General features: G+C 43.7%; 17 protein-coding genes and 1 pseudogene. 16 read left to right on the top strand and 2 right to left on the bottom strand.

Annotation, left to right across the window (positions count from 1 at the left end):
- The first annotated feature begins 2 nt into the window (after positions 1 to 2).
- Both HMPREF0833_RS03985 and HMPREF0833_RS03980 read left to right on the top strand, forming a co-directional pair.
- Complete coding sequence (locus HMPREF0833_RS03985) at positions 3 to 320, top strand: DUF4298 domain-containing protein (RefSeq protein WP_013903820.1); 318 nt, start codon at positions 3 to 5, stop codon at positions 318 to 320.
- Positions 321 to 660: 340 nt separating this feature from the next.
- On the top strand, positions 661 to 2,601 hold the full coding sequence (locus tag HMPREF0833_RS03980; protein WP_013903819.1) for an LPXTG cell wall anchor domain-containing protein: 1,941 nt from the start codon (positions 661 to 663) through the stop codon (positions 2,599 to 2,601).
- Positions 2,602 to 2,799: 198 nt separating this feature from the next.
- Here HMPREF0833_RS03980 and HMPREF0833_RS10285 read toward each other — a convergent pair whose 3' ends face one another.
- On the bottom strand, positions 2,800 to 2,970 hold the full coding sequence (locus tag HMPREF0833_RS10285) for a DUF3042 family protein (protein ID WP_003014881.1): 171 nt from the start codon (positions 2,968 to 2,970) through the stop codon (positions 2,800 to 2,802).
- An 83-nt stretch (positions 2,971 to 3,053) separates the two neighbouring features.
- Here HMPREF0833_RS10285 and miaA point away from each other — a divergent pair, with 83 nt between their 5' ends.
- From miaA to HMPREF0833_RS03915, 13 genes and pseudogenes are all read left to right on the top strand, one after another.
- Positions 3,054 to 3,941, top strand: a complete 888-nt coding sequence (miaA, locus tag HMPREF0833_RS03975; protein WP_013903818.1) for a tRNA (adenosine(37)-N6)-dimethylallyltransferase MiaA — start codon at positions 3,054 to 3,056, stop codon at positions 3,939 to 3,941.
- A complete protein-coding gene (gene hflX, locus HMPREF0833_RS03970) occupies positions 3,934 to 5,181 on the top strand; it encodes a GTPase HflX (RefSeq protein ID WP_013903817.1) in 1,248 nt (415 codons plus the stop codon). The genes miaA and hflX overlap by 8 nt, the downstream gene beginning before the upstream one ends.
- Complete coding sequence (locus tag HMPREF0833_RS03965; protein WP_013903816.1) at positions 5,165 to 5,794, top strand: cystathionine beta-lyase; 630 nt, start codon at positions 5,165 to 5,167, stop codon at positions 5,792 to 5,794. The genes hflX and HMPREF0833_RS03965 overlap by 17 nt, the downstream gene beginning before the upstream one ends.
- A gap of 3 nt (positions 5,795 to 5,797) precedes the next feature.
- Complete coding sequence (gene rnz / locus HMPREF0833_RS03960) at positions 5,798 to 6,727, top strand: ribonuclease Z (protein WP_013903815.1); 930 nt, start codon at positions 5,798 to 5,800, stop codon at positions 6,725 to 6,727.
- A 1-nt stretch (position 6,728) separates the two neighbouring features.
- Entirely contained in the window at positions 6,729 to 7,484 is a 756-nt protein-coding gene (locus HMPREF0833_RS03955; RefSeq protein WP_041818296.1) for an SDR family NAD(P)-dependent oxidoreductase, read from the top strand.
- Positions 7,485 to 7,494: 10 nt separating this feature from the next.
- Positions 7,495 to 8,205, top strand: a complete 711-nt coding sequence (locus HMPREF0833_RS03950) for a class I SAM-dependent methyltransferase (RefSeq protein WP_013903813.1) — start codon at positions 7,495 to 7,497, stop codon at positions 8,203 to 8,205.
- Position 8,206: 1 nt separating this feature from the next.
- The gene (locus HMPREF0833_RS03945; RefSeq protein ID WP_013903812.1) at positions 8,207 to 8,611 is read left to right on the top strand and encodes a GNAT family N-acetyltransferase; all 405 of its coding nucleotides are present in this window, start codon (positions 8,207 to 8,209) and stop codon (positions 8,609 to 8,611) included.
- A gap of 351 nt (positions 8,612 to 8,962) precedes the next feature.
- Positions 8,963 to 11,188: a single-stranded-DNA-specific exonuclease RecJ gene (gene recJ / locus HMPREF0833_RS03940; RefSeq protein WP_013903811.1), complete on the top strand. Its 2,226-nt coding sequence runs from the start codon at positions 8,963 to 8,965 to the stop codon at positions 11,186 to 11,188.
- A pseudogene (locus tag HMPREF0833_RS11120) lies at positions 11,185 to 11,780 on the top strand (TipC family immunity protein). The gene recJ and the pseudogene HMPREF0833_RS11120 overlap by 4 nt, the downstream one beginning before the upstream one ends.
- A gap of 158 nt (positions 11,781 to 11,938) precedes the next feature.
- On the top strand, positions 11,939 to 12,451 hold the full coding sequence (locus HMPREF0833_RS03930; RefSeq protein ID WP_003015168.1) for an adenine phosphoribosyltransferase: 513 nt from the start codon (positions 11,939 to 11,941) through the stop codon (positions 12,449 to 12,451).
- A gap of 101 nt (positions 12,452 to 12,552) precedes the next feature.
- Positions 12,553 to 13,497, top strand: coding sequence for a homoserine O-acetyltransferase MetA (gene metA / locus HMPREF0833_RS03925; RefSeq protein ID WP_013903808.1), 945 nt, complete (start codon positions 12,553 to 12,555; stop codon positions 13,495 to 13,497).
- A 9-nt stretch (positions 13,498 to 13,506) separates the two neighbouring features.
- Entirely contained in the window at positions 13,507 to 14,190 is a 684-nt protein-coding gene (locus HMPREF0833_RS03920; protein ID WP_013903807.1) for a DnaD domain-containing protein, read from the top strand.
- Between the two features lie 18 nt (positions 14,191 to 14,208).
- Entirely contained in the window at positions 14,209 to 15,396 is a 1,188-nt protein-coding gene (locus tag HMPREF0833_RS03915; RefSeq protein ID WP_041818291.1) for a glycerophosphodiester phosphodiesterase family protein, read from the top strand.
- Between the two features lie 39 nt (positions 15,397 to 15,435).
- Here the strand turns inward: HMPREF0833_RS03915 and add are convergent, their stop codons facing one another.
- Entirely contained in the window at positions 15,436 to 16,455 is a 1,020-nt protein-coding gene (gene add, locus HMPREF0833_RS03910) for an adenosine deaminase (RefSeq protein WP_013903805.1), read from the bottom strand.
- Between the two features lie 136 nt (positions 16,456 to 16,591).
- Between add and yghU the strand changes: the two genes are divergently transcribed.
- A complete protein-coding gene (gene yghU / locus HMPREF0833_RS03905) occupies positions 16,592 to 17,380 on the top strand; it encodes a glutathione-dependent disulfide-bond oxidoreductase (protein ID WP_041818288.1) in 789 nt (262 codons plus the stop codon).
- The last annotated feature ends 420 nt before the right edge of the window (positions 17,381 to 17,800 follow it).

Genomic DNA, 17,800 nt, shown 5'->3' with positions numbered 1-17,800 from the left:
TCATGACAATTGCACAGGAAAACATCCAACGAATCCAAAGAATGGAAGGCTATTTGAATGACTATGCTAAGACTTTGGAAGATACAAAAAAAGCAGTGGATCGACTAAGAGAGCATCAAGAAAGCTATATCCAACTGCGCGATTATTATAGTAGTCAGGCCTATTTTGATGATTTGGACTTGTCCAATCAAGCTGACTTTCCAGCCGATCTTCCTTGTGGTGTCTTGTCTGAAGATGCCGTCTATGATTTGTTAGACGAGCATTTTCAGATGGGAGTGGAACTCTTGGAGATCGCAACGAAAATGATCAAAGAACGGTGAAATTTCAATCTAAAAGCTCCGGGAAACCGGAGTTTTTAGATTGAAGACTAACGTCATCATAGAAACTTTCCTTAGGTGAGTACGGACGTCAGCGAACTTCTACGAAGTTCCATGACTTAGTTTTGAACCTAAAGTTTCAAAACTCCCGAGTGCTAGAAACACTTTTGTTTCTAGCACTTTTCTCACGGCGGAAAGAAAAATATAGTTGAATAATAGTATAGAAAACAGAAATATAGTTTTGAAGAGTTCACTTTATATGTTAAGCGTTTACAATTATAACTATATAGTGTAGAATATAGTTAATAAAAACACTACTTGTAGTATTATTTGGGAGGTTCTTATGAACAGAAAAGTTAAAAAATTTTTAGGGTATGGACTAGTGAGCTTAATGCTATGTGGTCCAGCGTTAGTTAGTAAGGTTGGTGCGGAAGAGACTAGTCAGATCCAAACAACAGCTCAATTTAAAAATCATAAAGATGGTAGTCAGTCAGTTGTTGGTAAGACAACACCAAATACTAGATTAAGAATTGATTCTGATGGTACGATTGAAACTGTATCTGATGGAGAAGGCAATTATGAATTGAAGATTCCTGAGGAAAAAAAATATAGTAAATTAAACGGTGGGACAATCAATATTTTTAAAGTTGAAAATGATGGTTCAAGTTCTTTTCAAACTAGTACTCAAACAGATTTCGAAGCACCTCAATTATATAATACAGATGTTATAAATCCTCGGTTAGCCTTAAGAATTGATGAATCAACTTTTTATGCATTTGACTACCATGGAAGTAATAAAGTTGAAGTGGAAATGATTTTTTCGAATGGTAAAAGAATTGTTAAAGATTCTGATGAAAGTGGAAATATTTCAATAGATTTACCAAAATTAAAAGTTGGTGAAAAAGTTAGGATTATAGCAACGGATGCAGCAGGAAATTCTTCCGAACAGGAAGTGGTAGTAGAAAATATTGATGCTCCAACAGCTAACCATTCTGCGTATCATGTTGATACTCCATATCAAACAATCAGTGGACAAACATATCCTGATTCTAAAGTATTCGTTCTACTTCCAAATGGTAAACAATTAACTACTTTATCAAATATAAATGGGTACTATTCGTTTGATATAACAGAAGAGAACTACTATTATCCAGATGAAAAACAAGCAACTGTTTGGGCAGTAAGAAAAGATGGGTTAGAGACTCCAAGAACTGAGACACAGACGGAATCATGGGGAACTTCTTCTAGTTTGGGGTGGTATGAGTTTCGAATAAAAGAGAATGGAACCCAAGTCTTAGAATTTTCTGAAATAGGTGGGAAAAAAATAGAATTGACTCTTCCTAATGGGAAAGTTATTAGTAACGAAGATAATAAGGAAAATCAGAAATTTATTTTTACAGGAGAAAATGCTTTAAAACATAAAGATAAATTATTAGTTAAACTAGTAGATAAGTTTGGTAAAGAAGAAAGAACATTAGTAATCGATGCTAAAGCACCTGTTATTGAAAAGATAAACGAGGTTGAAGCGGGTGATAAAGTTATTGGAGGAATTGTGAAACAAGATGATGACATTGTTTATAGTGAATCAGATATGCACAATTCTATGTCAGAAGGTAGTGATGATGTAGTATTAGTAACAATGCCTGATGGAACAATTCGAAAAGTGACACCTGATAAATTTGGAAATTGGATTCTTTCAATTTCAACTGTAAAAAAAGGTGATGTCTTTGAAGTACGTACAAAGGACTTTGTCGGTAATATATCAGATCCCTATATTATTAAAGTTGGAGAGACTCCATCAGTGGTGAAACCAGAAAATAATAATAAAGAAGAACAAAAAGTAAATAACGAACAAGGTACAAATAACGAAACTGAAAAGAAAAGTGAAAGTAAAGAAAAAGGAAAAACGGAAGTTAAACCTACTGAAGAAAAAGTAATATCAAGTTCTCAGGCTAGTCAAAAAGGAACAAGTAAAGAGACTGATTTGAATAGCACATCCGGTGATAAAACTTTTCACTCAAACTCTAATGTTTCAAAAGATAAGCAAACTGCTTCTAATAGTGATCGTAAAGAGAACAATGGTACAGTAGTAGGTGAGAAATCTAAAACTGGATATTCTAATAATACGAATTCAGGCTTAACTTCTTCTGTTCAGAAAGTCCAAGGTAAGCAAAATAAGTCATTACCAAATACTGGTACAGTAAATCATTTATTTGCTATGATTTCAGGTCTTGTTTCATTTATAGTTGGATCAGTCATTTTTAGACTGAAAAGAAGCAACTAACAGATACAAAAAGAGGCTGGGACAAAAGTCCTAGCCTCTCAATTATTTTTTGGATTGTCGAGCAAGACGCAGTGGTTGAGTGGGGTCTACTACGCTGATTTCATCAGCTTTTACAGCCCTACTCAACTGTGCGGAGGTGGGACGACGAAATCGAATTCTAACGAATTACCGATTTCTGTCCCACTCTCTTTTGAATGATTAGTGTGAGACACGGCGACGTGCTGCTTTTTTGCGGTTTTCTTCGATGAACGCTGCTTTCTTTTCTTCTGGCTCGATTACTTTTTTCTTGAATGTATAAACTGCACCTGCGACAGCAGCAACTGTACCAGCAACACCAGTAACAAAACCTTTACCAAATCCTTTAGCCATGTGAATTTCTCCTTTTCTGAACTTTAAATATTTATGTTATAATATATGGTAACGAAAAAACGTGAATTTTGCAAGGAAAAACGATGAAAACCAAGATAATTGTGATTGTGGGACCGACTGCTGTTGGAAAGACAGCTCTTGCGATCGATTTAGCACAAGCTCTCAATGGTGAGATTATCAGTGGCGATAGCCAGCAAGTTTATCGTAAGCTGGATATTGGAACAGCCAAGGCGACACCAGAAGAGCAAGTTGCAGCTCCCCATCATTTGATCGATGTGCGGGAGGTGACCGAGTCTTACTCGGCTTTTGATTTTGTAAGAGAAGCTAAGACTGCGATTGAGGATATCACAGCTCGAGGCAAGCTTCCTATCATTGCAGGTGGGACGGGTCTTTATATCCAAAGTTTGCTCGAAGGTTATCATCTAGGTGGTGAAGTTCCTCATGAAGAGATTCTGGCCTATCGTGCTCAATTGGACTTGCTGTCGGATGAAGACTTGTACCAAAGAGTGGCGGAGCAAGGACTTGTGATTCCTCAGCTTAATCGCCGTCGGGCCATGCGGGCTCTTGAAATTGCGCATTTTGGGCAGGACCTCGCAAACGAAGAGACCGATTATGAACCCTATCTCATCTGTCTAGATGATGAACGGTCCTTGATCTATGAGCGCATCAATCGCCGAGTAGATCGCATGCTAGAGGAGGGTTTGCTGGATGAAGCTCGGTGGCTCTATGATGACCATCCGGAAGTTCAGGCGGCTAAAGGCATTGGCTACAAGGAACTTTTTCCTTACTTTAAGGGAGAGCAGAGCCTTGAGGAAGCCAGTGAGATCCTCAAGCGCAATACGCGTCGTTTTGCCAAACGGCAGTTGACCTGGTTTCGAAATCGAATGGAAGTGACCTTCTACGCCATTTCTGCCCCCCACTTCAAGGAGCAGGTTCTTGCAGATGTAAAGGAGTTTTTACAGCATGATTGAAACAGAAAAAAAACAAGAACGCATCCTTTTGGTCGGTGTGGAACTTCAAGGCATGGACAATTTTGATATGTCAATGGAGGAGTTGGCAAGCCTGGCTAAAACAGCCGGTGGAGATGTCCGGGGCTCCTATACACAAAAACGGGAGAAATACGACACCAAGACCTTTGTCGGCTCAGGAAAACTTGAAGAAATTGCACAAATGGTCGAAGCAGATGAGATTACAACGGTAGTGGTCAATAACCGCCTGACCCCCCGTCAAAATGTCAACTTAGAAGAAATCCTTGGGGTCAAAGTCATTGACCGGATGCAGTTGATTTTAGATATCTTTGCCATGCGGGCTAGGAGTCATGAAGGCAAGTTGCAGGTGCACTTGGCCCAGCTCAAATACCTTTTGCCACGTCTTGTCGGTCAAGGGATCATGCTCAGCCGTCAGGCTGGGGGAATTGGTTCTCGTGGTCCAGGGGAAAGTCAGTTGGAGTTGAACCGCCGGAGCGTTCGCAATCAAATCACCGATATCGAGCGCCAGCTCAAGGTAGTTGAAAAGAACCGGGAAACCCTTCGTGAAAAACGCTTGGAATCACCTGTCTTTAAGATTGGTTTGATCGGCTATACCAATGCAGGAAAGTCGACCATTATGAATCAGCTGACCAGTAAGAGCCAGTATGAAGCCGATGAACTTTTTGCGACCTTGGACGCAACAACCAAGAGCATCCATCTAACAGGCAATCTGCAAGTGACGTTGACCGATACGGTTGGCTTTATCCAAGATCTACCAACAGAGTTGGTTTCGAGCTTTAAGTCAACCTTGGAAGAAAGTAAGAATGTAGACCTTCTGGTCCATGTCATCGATGCGTCTGATCCTAATCATGAAGAGCATGAAAAGACGGTGCTTTCGATCATGAAGGACCTGGATATGCTGGAGATCCCTCGCTTGACGCTTTACAACAAAGCAGACAAAGTAGCAGACTTTACCCCAACCCAGACACCTTTTAGCTTGATTTCAGCGCGCTCTGAGACAGCCCGTGAAGATCTCCAGGCTTTGCTTCTAGAAAAATTGAGAGAACTCTTTGTTCCCTTTACCATTCGCGTTCCTTTTTCAAAATCTTATCGGACACATGATCTAGAAACAGTAGCGATCATTGACCAGCGCGAATTTGAAGAGGATGTCGAGGTCATTCAAGGCTATATTGCAGAGAAAAATAAGTGGAAGTTGGAAGAATATTATGACGGATTACGTTGATTTAGCAATAAAATATGGAGGTTATACCAGCCTCGATCGGGTCTATCTGACCAATCTTTTAAGCACGATCCCTGAGGAATTGCGTCTCCGTGTGATTACGCCTCCCCCAAGTGTGATCAACGCTTATTTCGCTGAGCTCTACCAAAAGAAGAGCCCCAAGGAGGCCATGGATTATTTCTTGGAGTTGAGTCGGGTATTTGACTTATTCACAGTTCAGCAAACCTTTGATGAACGAAAGCCCTTTATCCGCCTCAACTTATCAGGTAAGTCTTATGGCTTGGCTTACGTAAATGAAAAGCTAGCCTGTGTCTTTGCTGAACATCCAGCAGAGGATATCACTCCTGCCATTTTATTCGAAATTGCAGAGATCTTTCCACATTGTTTGGTCTTTGAAAAAGATGGTAAGATCTGCTTGCAAGAGGCTGAACTAGAAGTGGTCACTAAAACAAAAGCCCTCTCAGCTCTGACTGACTTGATGACCTTGGAGGATGGACGCTTGAAACTGTCAGGATATAACCAAGAGGAACTCCTCGAGCTAGCGCAAGCCTACCCAGGCGACCTTTCTTTCCGTTCAGAGAACCGGACGGCCATGATTTATATAGATAGAAAGTAGACAATGGACATTCAATTTTTAGGAACGGGAGCTGGGCAACCCTCAAAAGCCCGTAATGTATCGAGCCTAGCGCTCAAATTGCTGGACGAGATCAATGAAGTCTGGCTCTTTGATTGTGGTGAAGCGACACAGAATCAAATTTTAGAAACGACCATTCGTCCGCGAAAGGTTAGCAAGATCTTTATCACTCACCTACACGGAGACCATATCTTTGGTTTGCCAGGTTTCCTCTCTAGTCGGGCCTTTCAGGCCAATGAAGAGCAGACGGATCTGGATATCTATGGTCCAGTAGGCATCAAATCCTTTGTCATGACCAGTCTTCGCGTATCAGGCTCTCGCCTGCCTTACCGCATCCATTTTCATGAATTCGATGAACATTCTCTGGGTAAGATTTTAGAAACCGATAAATTTACGGTTTATGCGGAGGCTTTGGACCACACCATTTTCTGTGTGGGTTACCGGATCATGCAGAAGGACTTGGAAGGGACACTCGACGCAGACAAGCTCAAGGCAGCGGGCGTCCCATTTGGACCGCTCTTTGGTCAGGTCAAAAATGGCCAAGATGTCACCCTGGAAGATGGCACTAAGATCATTGCAGCGGATTATATTTCAGCCCCTCGGCCTGGTAAGATTATCACGATCCTCGGAGATACCAGAAAGACTGATGCCAGCGTCCGCCTCGGGGTCAATGCGGATGTCCTCGTCCATGAGTCCACCTATGGCAAGGGTGATGAGAAGATTGCTCGTAAACACGGCCACTCGACCAATATGCAGGCAGCAGAAGTAGCGCGTGAAGCTGGAGCCAAGCGCCTTCTTCTCAACCACATCAGTGCTCGCTTCTTATCAAAAGACATCAGCCAATTGCGCAAGGATGCATCCAGCATTTTTGAAAATGTCTATGTCGTCAAAGATTTGGAAGAAGTGGAGATCTAAGATGCGAACCATTCTCGTAACAGGAGCAAGTGGAGGCTTGGCCCAAGAAATGGTCAAGCTCCTCCCTGAAGACCGGCTGATTCTCCTAGGCAGAAATCAAGAAAAACTGGAAAAGCTCTATGCCAGTCATCCTCAAGCTGAATGCATCGGGATCGATATCACTGATTCTTCAGCCGTCCAAGATTTGGTAGAAGAGCTCTATCAGCGCTACGGGCAGATCGATATCTTGGTCAACAATGCAGGCTATGGGATTTTTGAGGCCTTTGATCGCATTTCTGACCAGCAGGTGCAGGAGATGTTTGAGGTCAATACCTTTGCCCTCATGCAGTTTTCACGCTTGATGGGTGCCCGCATGAAGGAAGCAGGCAAGGGGCACATCGTCAACATCGTCAGCATGGCGGGTCTCGTTGCAACAGCTAAATCGAGCCTTTATTCGGCTACTAAGTTTGCGGCCATTGGCTTCTCCAATGCCCTGCGGTTAGAACTCATGCCCTTTGGTCTCCATGTGACGACGGTCAATCCAGGCCCCATTCGGACCACTTTCTTTGACCAGGCAGACCCAGATGGAAGCTATGTCAAAGCTGTGGATCGCTACATTTTGGAACCAGACTTTGTGGCTAAGAAGATTGTGAAAAACTTTGGAAAACCAAAACGCGAACTCAATCTTCCTTGGCTTTTGAACTTGACCCACAAGCTCTATACCCTTTTCCCTCGTATCTCGGACAAGCTAGCCAGCAAGATGTTCAATTTCAAATAGGAGGAGATAGATGGCCGCAAATATTCAAGCTTATTTAGAGAACCTCCGGCAACCCTGGGGACAGATCTATTATGATATCCTTTTTGAACAATTACAGGACATCAAGGGGAAGCGAGTGCTTGATTTTGGCAGTGGTTTTGGCCTTGTAGCCAACCACTTGGCGCAAGACAATGAAGTCCTTGCTGTGGAACCTAATGAGGAAATGGTGGCTTTGCGGGCTCAGGACCATCCCTACCAGCAACTCGTCGGAAGTCTGGACCAGATAGAGAGCTTTGAAGATGCTAGTTTTGATGTCATCCTCTGCCACAATGTCTTGGAGTATGTAGAGGATCGCAAGGTGGTTCTCAAGGAATTCACCCGTCTCTTGAAACCAGGTGGCCTGCTCTCTATCGTCAAGCACAATGAGGTTGGTCGCGTCCTGCAGACAGTAGTTTTTGAAAATGATACTCAGAAGGCTCTCGATTTGCTAGCAGGCCACGATCTGGAAACCCACTCCATGGGTTTGGCACAGGCCTATGATGTCTATCTAGCTGTTGAAGATCTAGCCCTCGAAGTTCAGGACTACCAAGGAATTCGAGTCTTTTATGCCTTACAGGACAATCGCTTCAAGGGCCAAGAAGGCTGGCGAGAGTCTATGCTCAAGATGGAGTTGGCGGTCTGTCAAGAGTCCCCTTACAGGGATATCGCCTTCTTCCAGCACTATACCTTAAAAAGGAGTTAAGATGTTAGATTACAAACAAGAGAATCCAGCGATGGCAGACTTACTCGCATTGTACAGCTCAGTCGGCTGGACCAATTATACCAACAACCCAACCATGCTAGAAGAAGCTGTCAAAGCCAGTCTCTGGCAGTTGGCCGTCTATGATGAGAAAGAGCTCGTCGCCTACATTCGCTTGGTAGGAGATGGCCACTCTGTTATTTTTGTACAGGACCTTTTGGTACGGCCAGATCACCAGCGTCAAGGCATCGGAAGGAAACTCTTGGAAGAGGCTTTAGGGAGTTTCCCAAATGTCTACCAACGGCTTCTTGCCACTGAACGTAGCGAGAAAAATCTAGCCTTTTACCAGTCCCTCGGCTTTGTCGAACTTTCCGAGCAAGCCTGTACAGGGATGATTTATATGAAATAAGAGAGTGGGACAGAAATCGGTAATTCGTTAGAATTCGATTTCGTCGTCCCACCTCCGCACAGTTGAGTAGGGCTGTAAAAGCTGATGAAATCAGCGTAGTAGAGCCCACTCAACCACTGCGTCTTGCTCGACAATCCAAAAACAATTGAGAGGCTAGGACTTTTGTCCCAGCCTTATCTATTTGACTGATAAAAGGGGGAATAGGGATAGAGCTAAGTAATACGATAGCAACTATTTTTAAATATTTTGTATTTTCAAATATTCCAACTATTACCTGACCTTTTATTTCCCGCCATTTTAGGCTTTCATGATATAATAATCAGATAAGAAAAAGAGGAGACCAAAAGCTAGATGATCACTTCAAAATACGATTGGCAGTTAGCTTCGCCAAGTGCAGATGAGGCCTTTTTAGCCCTTGCCAAAAAAGCAGGCCTGGAAGCGTCCGTAGCAACCTTGCTGTATGAGCGTGGCATTCAGACCAAAGAGGATTTAGAAGACTTTTTAGAACCCAAGCTGGAGAAGCTACACGACCCTTATTTGCTCCATGATATGGACAAGGCAGTGGAGCGCATCCGACGGGCCATCGAAGATTATGAGCAGATCTTGATTTATGGTGACTATGATGCGGACGGGATGACCTCGGCCTCCATTATGAAGGAAACCTTGGAGCAGATGGGGGCAGAGGTGCAAGTCTACCTACCCAACCGCTTTACAGACGGCTATGGTCCCAATGAGAGTGTCTATAAATACTTTATCGAGCAGCAAGGCATTTCCCTGATTGTTACGGTAGACAATGGTGTGGCGGGCAATCAAGCCATTGCCATGGCCCAAGCAATGGGAGTCGATGTCATCGTGACCGACCACCACTCTATGCCAGAGGTTTTACCGGATGCTTATGCGATCATTCATCCCGAGCATCCAGATGCGGATTATCCCTTCCATTATCTAGCAGGATGTGGTGTGGCCTTTAAGTTGGCCTGCGCCCTCTTAGAGGAAGTGCCGGTTGATCTCTTAGACCTGGTAGCAATTGGGACCATTGCTGACATGGTCAGCCTGACAGATGAGAATCGGATCTTGGTCAAATACGGTCTGGGTGTTCTCCAACATACCCAGCGCATGGGCTTGCAAGAGCTCTTGGAGATTGCGGGGATTCGTCCGGAGGATGTCAATGAAGAAACGGTTGGTTTTCAGATTGCTCCTCGTCTCAATGCCCTTGGCCGCCTTGATGATCCCAATCCGGCCATTGAACTCCTAACAGGATTTGACGATGAAGAGGCGCACGAGATTGCCATTATGATTCATCAGAAGAATGAAGAACGAAAAGAGATTGTCCAAGCCATCTATGACGAAGCTAAAACCATGGTCGATCCGAGCTTATCCGCCCAGGTCTTGGCCAAAGAAGGCTGGAATCCAGGGGTTCTTGGTATTGTTGCCGGTCGTTTATTAGAAGAGCTTCATCAGCCGGTCGTTGTTTTAAGCATCGAAGATGGACGGGCTAAAGGAAGCGCTCGGAGTCCTGAGTCGGTCAATATCTTTGAAGCCCTTGATCCCTACCGGTCTCTCTTTATCGCCTTTGGAGGACATGCCGGTGCAGCAGGAATGACGCTAGAGGTGGACCAACTCCCTGCCTTGTCTCAGGCCCTTACGGATTTCATTGCAGAACAAGAAATTGATCTCAGCAGCAAGTCTAGCTTAGACATCGACGAGGAACTGCATCTAACAGAACTAACGCTTGAGACCTTGAAAAGCTTTGATCGCTTGAGTCCTTTTGGCATGGACAATAAAAAGCCGGTCTTTCTGGTCCGTAACTTCAAGGTAGAAGGGGCGCGCTCGATGGGAGCCGGCAATACCCATTTGAAACTCAAAATTTCTCAAGAAGATGCGACCTTTGAGGTGGTTGCCTTTGGCTTGGGAAGCTTAGAGGCAGAGTTCGCACAAGCGCAAGACCTAGAGCTAGCTGTGCAGTTGTCGGTCAACCAATGGAATGGTCAAACGACTCTCCAGCTCATGCTGGTTGATGCGCGTGTGGATGGCGTGCAGCTCTTTAATGTCCGCTCTAAAAATGCCAGCCTCCCCGCAGGTGTTCCCGTTCTTGATTTTACTAAAGAACTGCCAGATCTGACAGGGGCATCCGCTGTTGTAGTTGGAAATATCCCTGAGGATTTAAAGCAACTACGGCAAATCTTCCAAGAGCATGATTTCCAGGCTGTTTATTTCAAAAATGAGATCGCCAAAGCCTACTATCTGACAGGATACGGTAGCAGGGACCAGTATGCCAAACTCTATAAAACCATCTACCAGTACCCAGAGTTCGATGTCCGCTACAAACTCAAAGACCTAGCGGCCTATCTCAAGATCCAGCAGATCCTCTTGGTCAAAATGATTCAGATTTTCCAAGAGCTGGGCTTTGTGACCATTGAAAATGGCATCATGAAGGTCAATAAAGAAGCAGAAAAACGAGAAATCGCAGAAAGCAACATCTACCAAAAACTTAAACAAACCGTGAAAGAGCAGGAGTTGATGGCCCTCGGAACGGTTCGTGAAATCTACGACTACCTGACAGGGCAGGCCTCATGAAAAAACACCTAAAAAAATTCCTCTGGCTCAGCCCCTTCCTACTTTTTTGCCTTTATTGGTTGGGAATCTACCTGAGTCTCAAGAATCCCATGGAAGAAATCAACTATGCCGAAAATGGTGGGATGATGCGCTATGTGATGTTTAAGCCCTTTACAGAGACGATAGGAAATGATGGTATCTGGAAAGAAGATGAGGGATTTCAAATCTACCCTATTCAGAAAAAATCGTTAGTGGTCAGGAAGACCTATCCGTCATGATGTTTCGAGACAGTTCTGAATGGGTTTACTGGTATGAATACCATCTAAACGAAAATGCATACGTTCGTATGTCTTTCAAATACGATTCTGCAAATAAGGTGTTCCTCCAAAGGGATGTCTATCTTTATGCAGATGATCAAGAAGTAGAGGGTAGTGATTTTCTACAGAAACTTTCTGCCTACGACAAAGACCGTGCTTGGTTGAAAAAGCAAAGTAAGAAGGTCGCTGAGCAATACATTCTTGACACCTGGTTTAAGAATGGAAGTTCACGTTATTCCATGAAAAACTTGGGCAATATGAAAATCCAGTACAATGAATTGTTAGAAGAGAAGTAAGAGATTTTTTTCGAACTCAATCCCACATCTTTTTTGGATGTGGGATTTTTGCTTTTGACGCGGGAGCTTGGGAAAATGATTTGGCAAAAAATGATGCAAGTTAGTAGAATTCATGATATAATGGAATGTAAAAAATTTTTTATGAAAGAAAGTTAACCATGAATTTAAAAGATTACATTGCAAGCATTGAAAACTATCCACAAGAAGGGATTACCTTCCGTGATATCAGCCCTTTGATGGCAGATGGCAATGCTTATAGTTATGCGATTCGTGAAATCGTTCAATACGCGACGGATAAGAAGATCGATATGATCGTTGGTCCTGAAGCGCGTGGGTTTATCGTTGGATGTCCGGTCGCTTTTGAGTTGGGAATTGGGTTTGCGCCTGTTCGTAAGCCTGGTAAATTGCCACGTGAAGTCATCTCTGCTGACTACGAAAAAGAATACGGTGTTGATACCCTCTGCATGCACGCAGATGCCATCAAACCTGGTCAACGTGTCCTCATCGTTGATGACCTCTTGGCGACTGGTGGTACGGTGAAAGCAACCATCGAAATGATTGAAAAACTCGGTGGGATTGTTGCAGGGTGTGCCTTCTTGATCGAGTTGGATGATTTGAAAGGTCGCGAAGCGATCGGCGATTACGACTACAAAGTCTTGATGCATTACTAGTATAGTCTAATACTATAACTGGCTACAGAAAAACCATAATTGAAAACTATAAGCTCCTATCATATAATGTTAGTTAAGAACTTGTAAGATGGGAGCTTTTTATGCCAATTACTCTAGATAAAAAATTACCAGCAGTCGATATCCTTCGTTCAGAAAATATTTTTGTCATGGATGATGTTCGGGCGACTCACCAGGATATTCGGCCGATGAATGTTCTCATTCTTAATCTGATGCCGACCAAGGTTGCGACAGAAACCCAGCTCTTACGGCTCCTTGCCAACACGCCCTTGCAGATCAATGTAGATTTCCTCTACATGGCGAGCCATGAATCCAAGAATACAGCGGCTGAGCATTTGGAGAGCTTCTACAAGACCTTTGAGGATATCAAGGATAATTACTATGACGGCTTGATTGTGACAGGAGCGCCTGTCGAAAAGATGGACTTTGAGGAAGTGGACTACTGGGAAGAATTGACCCAGGTCTTTGAATGGTCCAAGCGGCATGTCTTTTCTACCTTGCACCTTTGTTGGGGAGCCCAGGCTGGTCTTTACCACCGTTACGGGATTCAAAAAGTAGAGCTCTGTGACAAGCTATCGGGTATCTATGACCAAGCAGTGGTGCGTCCCGAAAGTCTGCTCATGAGAGGCTTTGACGATCGCTTCCTTGCCCCTCATTCTCGCTATACAGATATTCCTTTGAAGGAAGTCCTTGAAAAGAGCAATCTTCAAGTGATCGCTCGGGGAAATGAAGTTGGCCTTTCCATCATTGCTAGTCCAGATATGCGTGAGGTGTATAGTTTTGGTCATCTGGAGTATGATCGCGATACGCTGGCAAAAGAATACCACCGAGATGTCAAGGCTGGCTTGGATCCGGACGTTCCCAAGAATTATTTTGATGGGGATGACGCTAATACAGAGCCTCGCATTCGTTGGAATCTAGCTGCAACGACCTTCTTTAGTAATTGGATCAACTATGCGGTTTATCAAGAAACACCCTACCGCTTGGAAGAATTGGAAAAAGATATTTCATTTTATGGTTACCTATAAAGGGGAATTATGACATATTCACAAGCATTTAAGTATGGCAACTTGGTTCTTCCAAGTGCCTTGCTTTTTCATTATCATGAGTTGTTTGATCAAGCAGATGACTACTTGGTTTGGCAGTTTTTCTTCCTTCAAAATACGACTGGCCAAGAGGCTTTGACACCTAATCAGATTGCTAGTCATCTAGGAAAAACGGTGACAGAGGTCAATAGGATTATGTCCAATTTGACCACCAAGGGACTCCTTCAATACCGGACCATTGAGCTCAATGGCGAGATTGAAGCCATCTTTGATGCGACCATTGCCCTGGAGCGCTTGGATGAGATTTTAGGAGCCCAATCACAAGGGAAGGCACAGAGCACGCCTACTAAGGGAAATGTCATCAAAGACTTGGTGGAAACCTTCCAACAAGAACTGGGACGACTCTTGACGCCTTTTGAGATTGAAGACTTGACCAAGACTGTGCGCGAGGATCAGACAGATCCAGATGTGATCAAGGCAGCATTACGAGAAGCTGTCTTTAACGGCAAGCCACACTGGAAATATATCCAAGCTATTTTACGCAACTGGCGCGGTGAAGGCATCAACAGCCTGGCCCAAGTAGAGGCGAAACTACAAGAACGTGAGCAAGCCAACCCACGCAATGTGACAGTTTCAGATGATTTCTTGAAGGCCATGGATTTGTGGAAGGATTAAGAGGAGACGATTGATCAATTGAAATGGGGAGATAAAAACAGACGCAGACGATTTAGATGGCTCTATCCGACTATGTTAGTGGTCGGATTGTTTTTATTGTTTGGCATGATCAGCTTTTACTACGTACGGACCAACCTATTAACATCGGGCCTGTACCCAGTAGAAGAGACTCTACTAGAGGCTGGCTATACCAAAACGAAGACAGGATTTCGTAAAAAAGATGCCAATGTAATCATTGACATCCAGTGGAACGCAAAAACAAAGGTATTTGATAAAAATCATTATCGCTTTAAAGCCCATCAAGAGACAACTTTCTGGAAGAAAACCTATGTGGATAAGGAAACACTTGAACGTTTGACCAATGGCCAGCTGTCTAACCAATATGGTTTCGTGCAGTACACCAAGGTTAATAAGAAAGATTGGCTAAGGGTTTCTCCAAGACTAATAGCCCACGCTGGAGGGACGGTCCGGGAGAAGGAGTACAATACGAAGTATACCAATTCCTTAGAGGCTTTACGGCAAAATTACAATCTCGGCCATCGCTTGTTTGAAATGGATTTTAATTTGACTAGTGACAAGAAATTAGCTGCAGTTCATGATTGGCACCATTTTGGAAACAAAGATGATGTCGCACCTTCTTCTAAGGAATGGAAGAAATTTCAGGGTTATGGTTCCCCAGAAACACCAAGTCGCTTTACGACCATGTTAATAGGGGATGTGTTTGATCAAATGATAATTAATCGAGATATGGTGTTGGTGACAGATATCAAATCGATGGAAATCTCTAAGGAAGATAGGATTACACAATTTAAAGAACTTGTTTCAGAAGCAAACAAGCGAGACAAAGAACTATTGGATCGTGTGATTCCACAAATTTATCATCAAGAGATGTTCGGAGAAATCGAATCTATTTATCCTTTCAAGCACGTGATCTATACGCTCTACGCCTCACCAGATAGTGGAGAAGAAGTGCTGGATTTTATCGCCAAGCACAAGGAAATCGAGGCGGTGACCGTCCCTATCGACGATTCTCGCTTAACTCCTAAGTTTATCGAACAGGTACATAAACTTGGAAAACGGGTCTATGTTCATACCATTCAAACCTATGAGAGCCTAACTAAGTATGCTGCGATCAATGTTGATGGCTTTTACACTGGCTTATTGACTCCACAGGATATGGCCGTGTATGAATCCGTATCAAAATAGAAAAAGACTAGCACTTTATAAAAGTGCTAGTTTTTGCATTTATAGATAGTCTGCGTAGGCTTTTTTTAGTCTTCTAAGGAGTTCTTGTTTTTCCTCGTCACTGGCAAAGGAAGCCTGGATGGCATCGACATTGTGCTGGTAAAAGTCAGTTTCCTTGGTTTGGAAATGCTGATGGTAGAGGGCGTATTCCTTGGTGAGGTCGGTATCAGATACAGTCCGGTTATCGGTATTGATACTGATCCGAGCACCAGCTGCCTTCATCTTCAGATAAGGGAAATCTTCTAAAGTCGGTGCTGCTTTTGTCTGTAAGTTACTGGTTAAGCAGAGTTCACCGGTGACTTCATTTTCAACAAAAGACTGGAGTAGGGCTGGTTCATGAGATAGAGCCGTCACGTGGCCATTGCGTTTGATGCCAAAAGCAATCGATTGGGCTACAAAGTGTGGGCAATGACACTCACCTGCGTGAAGCGTCATCGGCCGATGGTAACTTTTGACTTGCTCGATTAAAGGTCGAATATCTTCTGGAGAGTAGTTGTGCTCATCCCCAGCAAAGTCAAACCCGACAAATTCCTGATCCCTGACTTGGTTTGCTTCGGCAAGGATACGAGATGTGAGTTCTTGATCTGATTGGCGCATGCCACAGACCAAGGCTTTTGCAACAATGCCAAATTCCTCCTGGGCTTGGCGTAGACCATCGCAGACAGCATCGATAGTTTCTGGGACGGTGAGTCCTTGGTCCATGGACAATTCTGGGGCAAAACGGACCTCGATGTAGACGACATTTTCAAGAGCAGCTTGCTTGGCCACATCGTAAGCAGCAAGCGTCAAGGCTTCCTTGGTCTGAAGAAGAGGTCGAATGTAGTCAAAGGCCTCCAAATAGTCCAAAAGATTCTCACAGTGTGCAGGCGCAGTGACATGGTGCTTGAGCTCCTCATCACTAGCAGGTAGGTCAATATTGGCCATGGCTGCCAGCTGGCGAATGATTGGAAGCGACAAGGAACCGTCTAAGTGACAGTGAAGTTCTGTCTTTGCCAAACTATGAAAATCGATCGTGGACATGGTTTTCTCCTTAAAATTGTATTTTTTCTATACTATCATTTTGACAAAAAAAGTCAAGTAGCCTTCACGTAGCAGATCTTTGAAAGGAAGCCCGAGATTTGATATGCTAGGAGTAGCGAAATAAAGGAGAAGAATGATGTCATACTATCAATTACCAGAAGTATGGGAAGCACCGAGCCAAATGGGAGGAGCCTGGGGTGGCTTGAACCAACCAACAGCAGGTGCCCGCTTTGAACAAACCCTTCCAAAAGGCGATCAACCTTTCCAACTCTATACCCTTCCAACACCCAATGGGATCAAGGCCACTATTATGCTAGAGGAACTGAAAGAGCTGGGAGTGGATGCAGGTTATGACGCTTATCGGATCAAGATTGGTGAGGGAGATCAGTTTGGTAGTGACTTTGTAGCCATCAACCCAAACTCGAAAATTCCAGCCATGTTGGATCAATCGGGCGATCAAGCCATTCGTGTCTTTGAATCGGCCAATATCCTCCTGTATCTAGCGGAGAAATTTGGAAAATTAATCCCGACTGATCTGGCTAAACGGACAGAGGTGCTCAACTGGCTCTTCTGGCAGACGGGTGCAGCACCATTTTTAGGAGGGGGCTTTGGTCATTTCTTCCACTATGCACCTGAGAAAATCGAGTATGCCATCAACCGCTTTGCCATGGAAGCCAAACGTCAATTGGACCTACTGGACAAGGAACTGGCCACTAAACCTTATATCGCAGGGGTTGACTACACCATTGCAGATATTGCCATCTGGTCTTGGTATGGTCGTCTAGCCCAAGACAAGGTCTGGGACCGAGCAGGAATTTTCCTAGATGTGAAGGAATACAAGCATCTGCAGGCTTGGACAGAGAAAATTGCCAATCGTCCCGCTGTGAAACGTGGCTTGGAAGTGGAATATAAGGAAATTGACTAAAGTCTAAGCATAGATAATTCAATTGTATTGAGATTTTCTTTAGGTGAGTTCGGACGTCAGCGAACTTCGTAGAAGTTCCATGACTAAATCAAGATACAAAGGGCGTCTGCGGATAAAGTCAAAATAGGAAGTTTGACGAAGAATTTCTGGATTCTAGGAAAACTTATCTTTTTGACACGATCCGCAGCCCGTGTTCAATTCGTTTTGAACCCCTTCGCTTTTCAATTTTTAGGCTCAGGCTAAAACAGTTCCCCCGAACTGTTTTACTTTCAAAACTCCCGAGTGCATGAAACAAAAAGTTTCATGCACTTTTCTCACTGCAGAAAACTCAATACGTATTTTTTGGGCTCCAAAAATAAGAGATTTCTCGACTTATATAGCTAGCTAGAACAATTTAGCAACAATTTGATAAGGCGCCGT

The organism is Streptococcus parasanguinis ATCC 15912 (assembly GCF_000164675.2).
In the GTDB taxonomy this organism is placed as follows: Bacteria; Bacillota; Bacilli; order Lactobacillales; family Streptococcaceae; genus Streptococcus; species Streptococcus parasanguinis.
The sequence above is the reverse complement of the archived record's forward strand: the minus strand, read 5'-3'. Positions and strand labels throughout refer to the sequence as shown.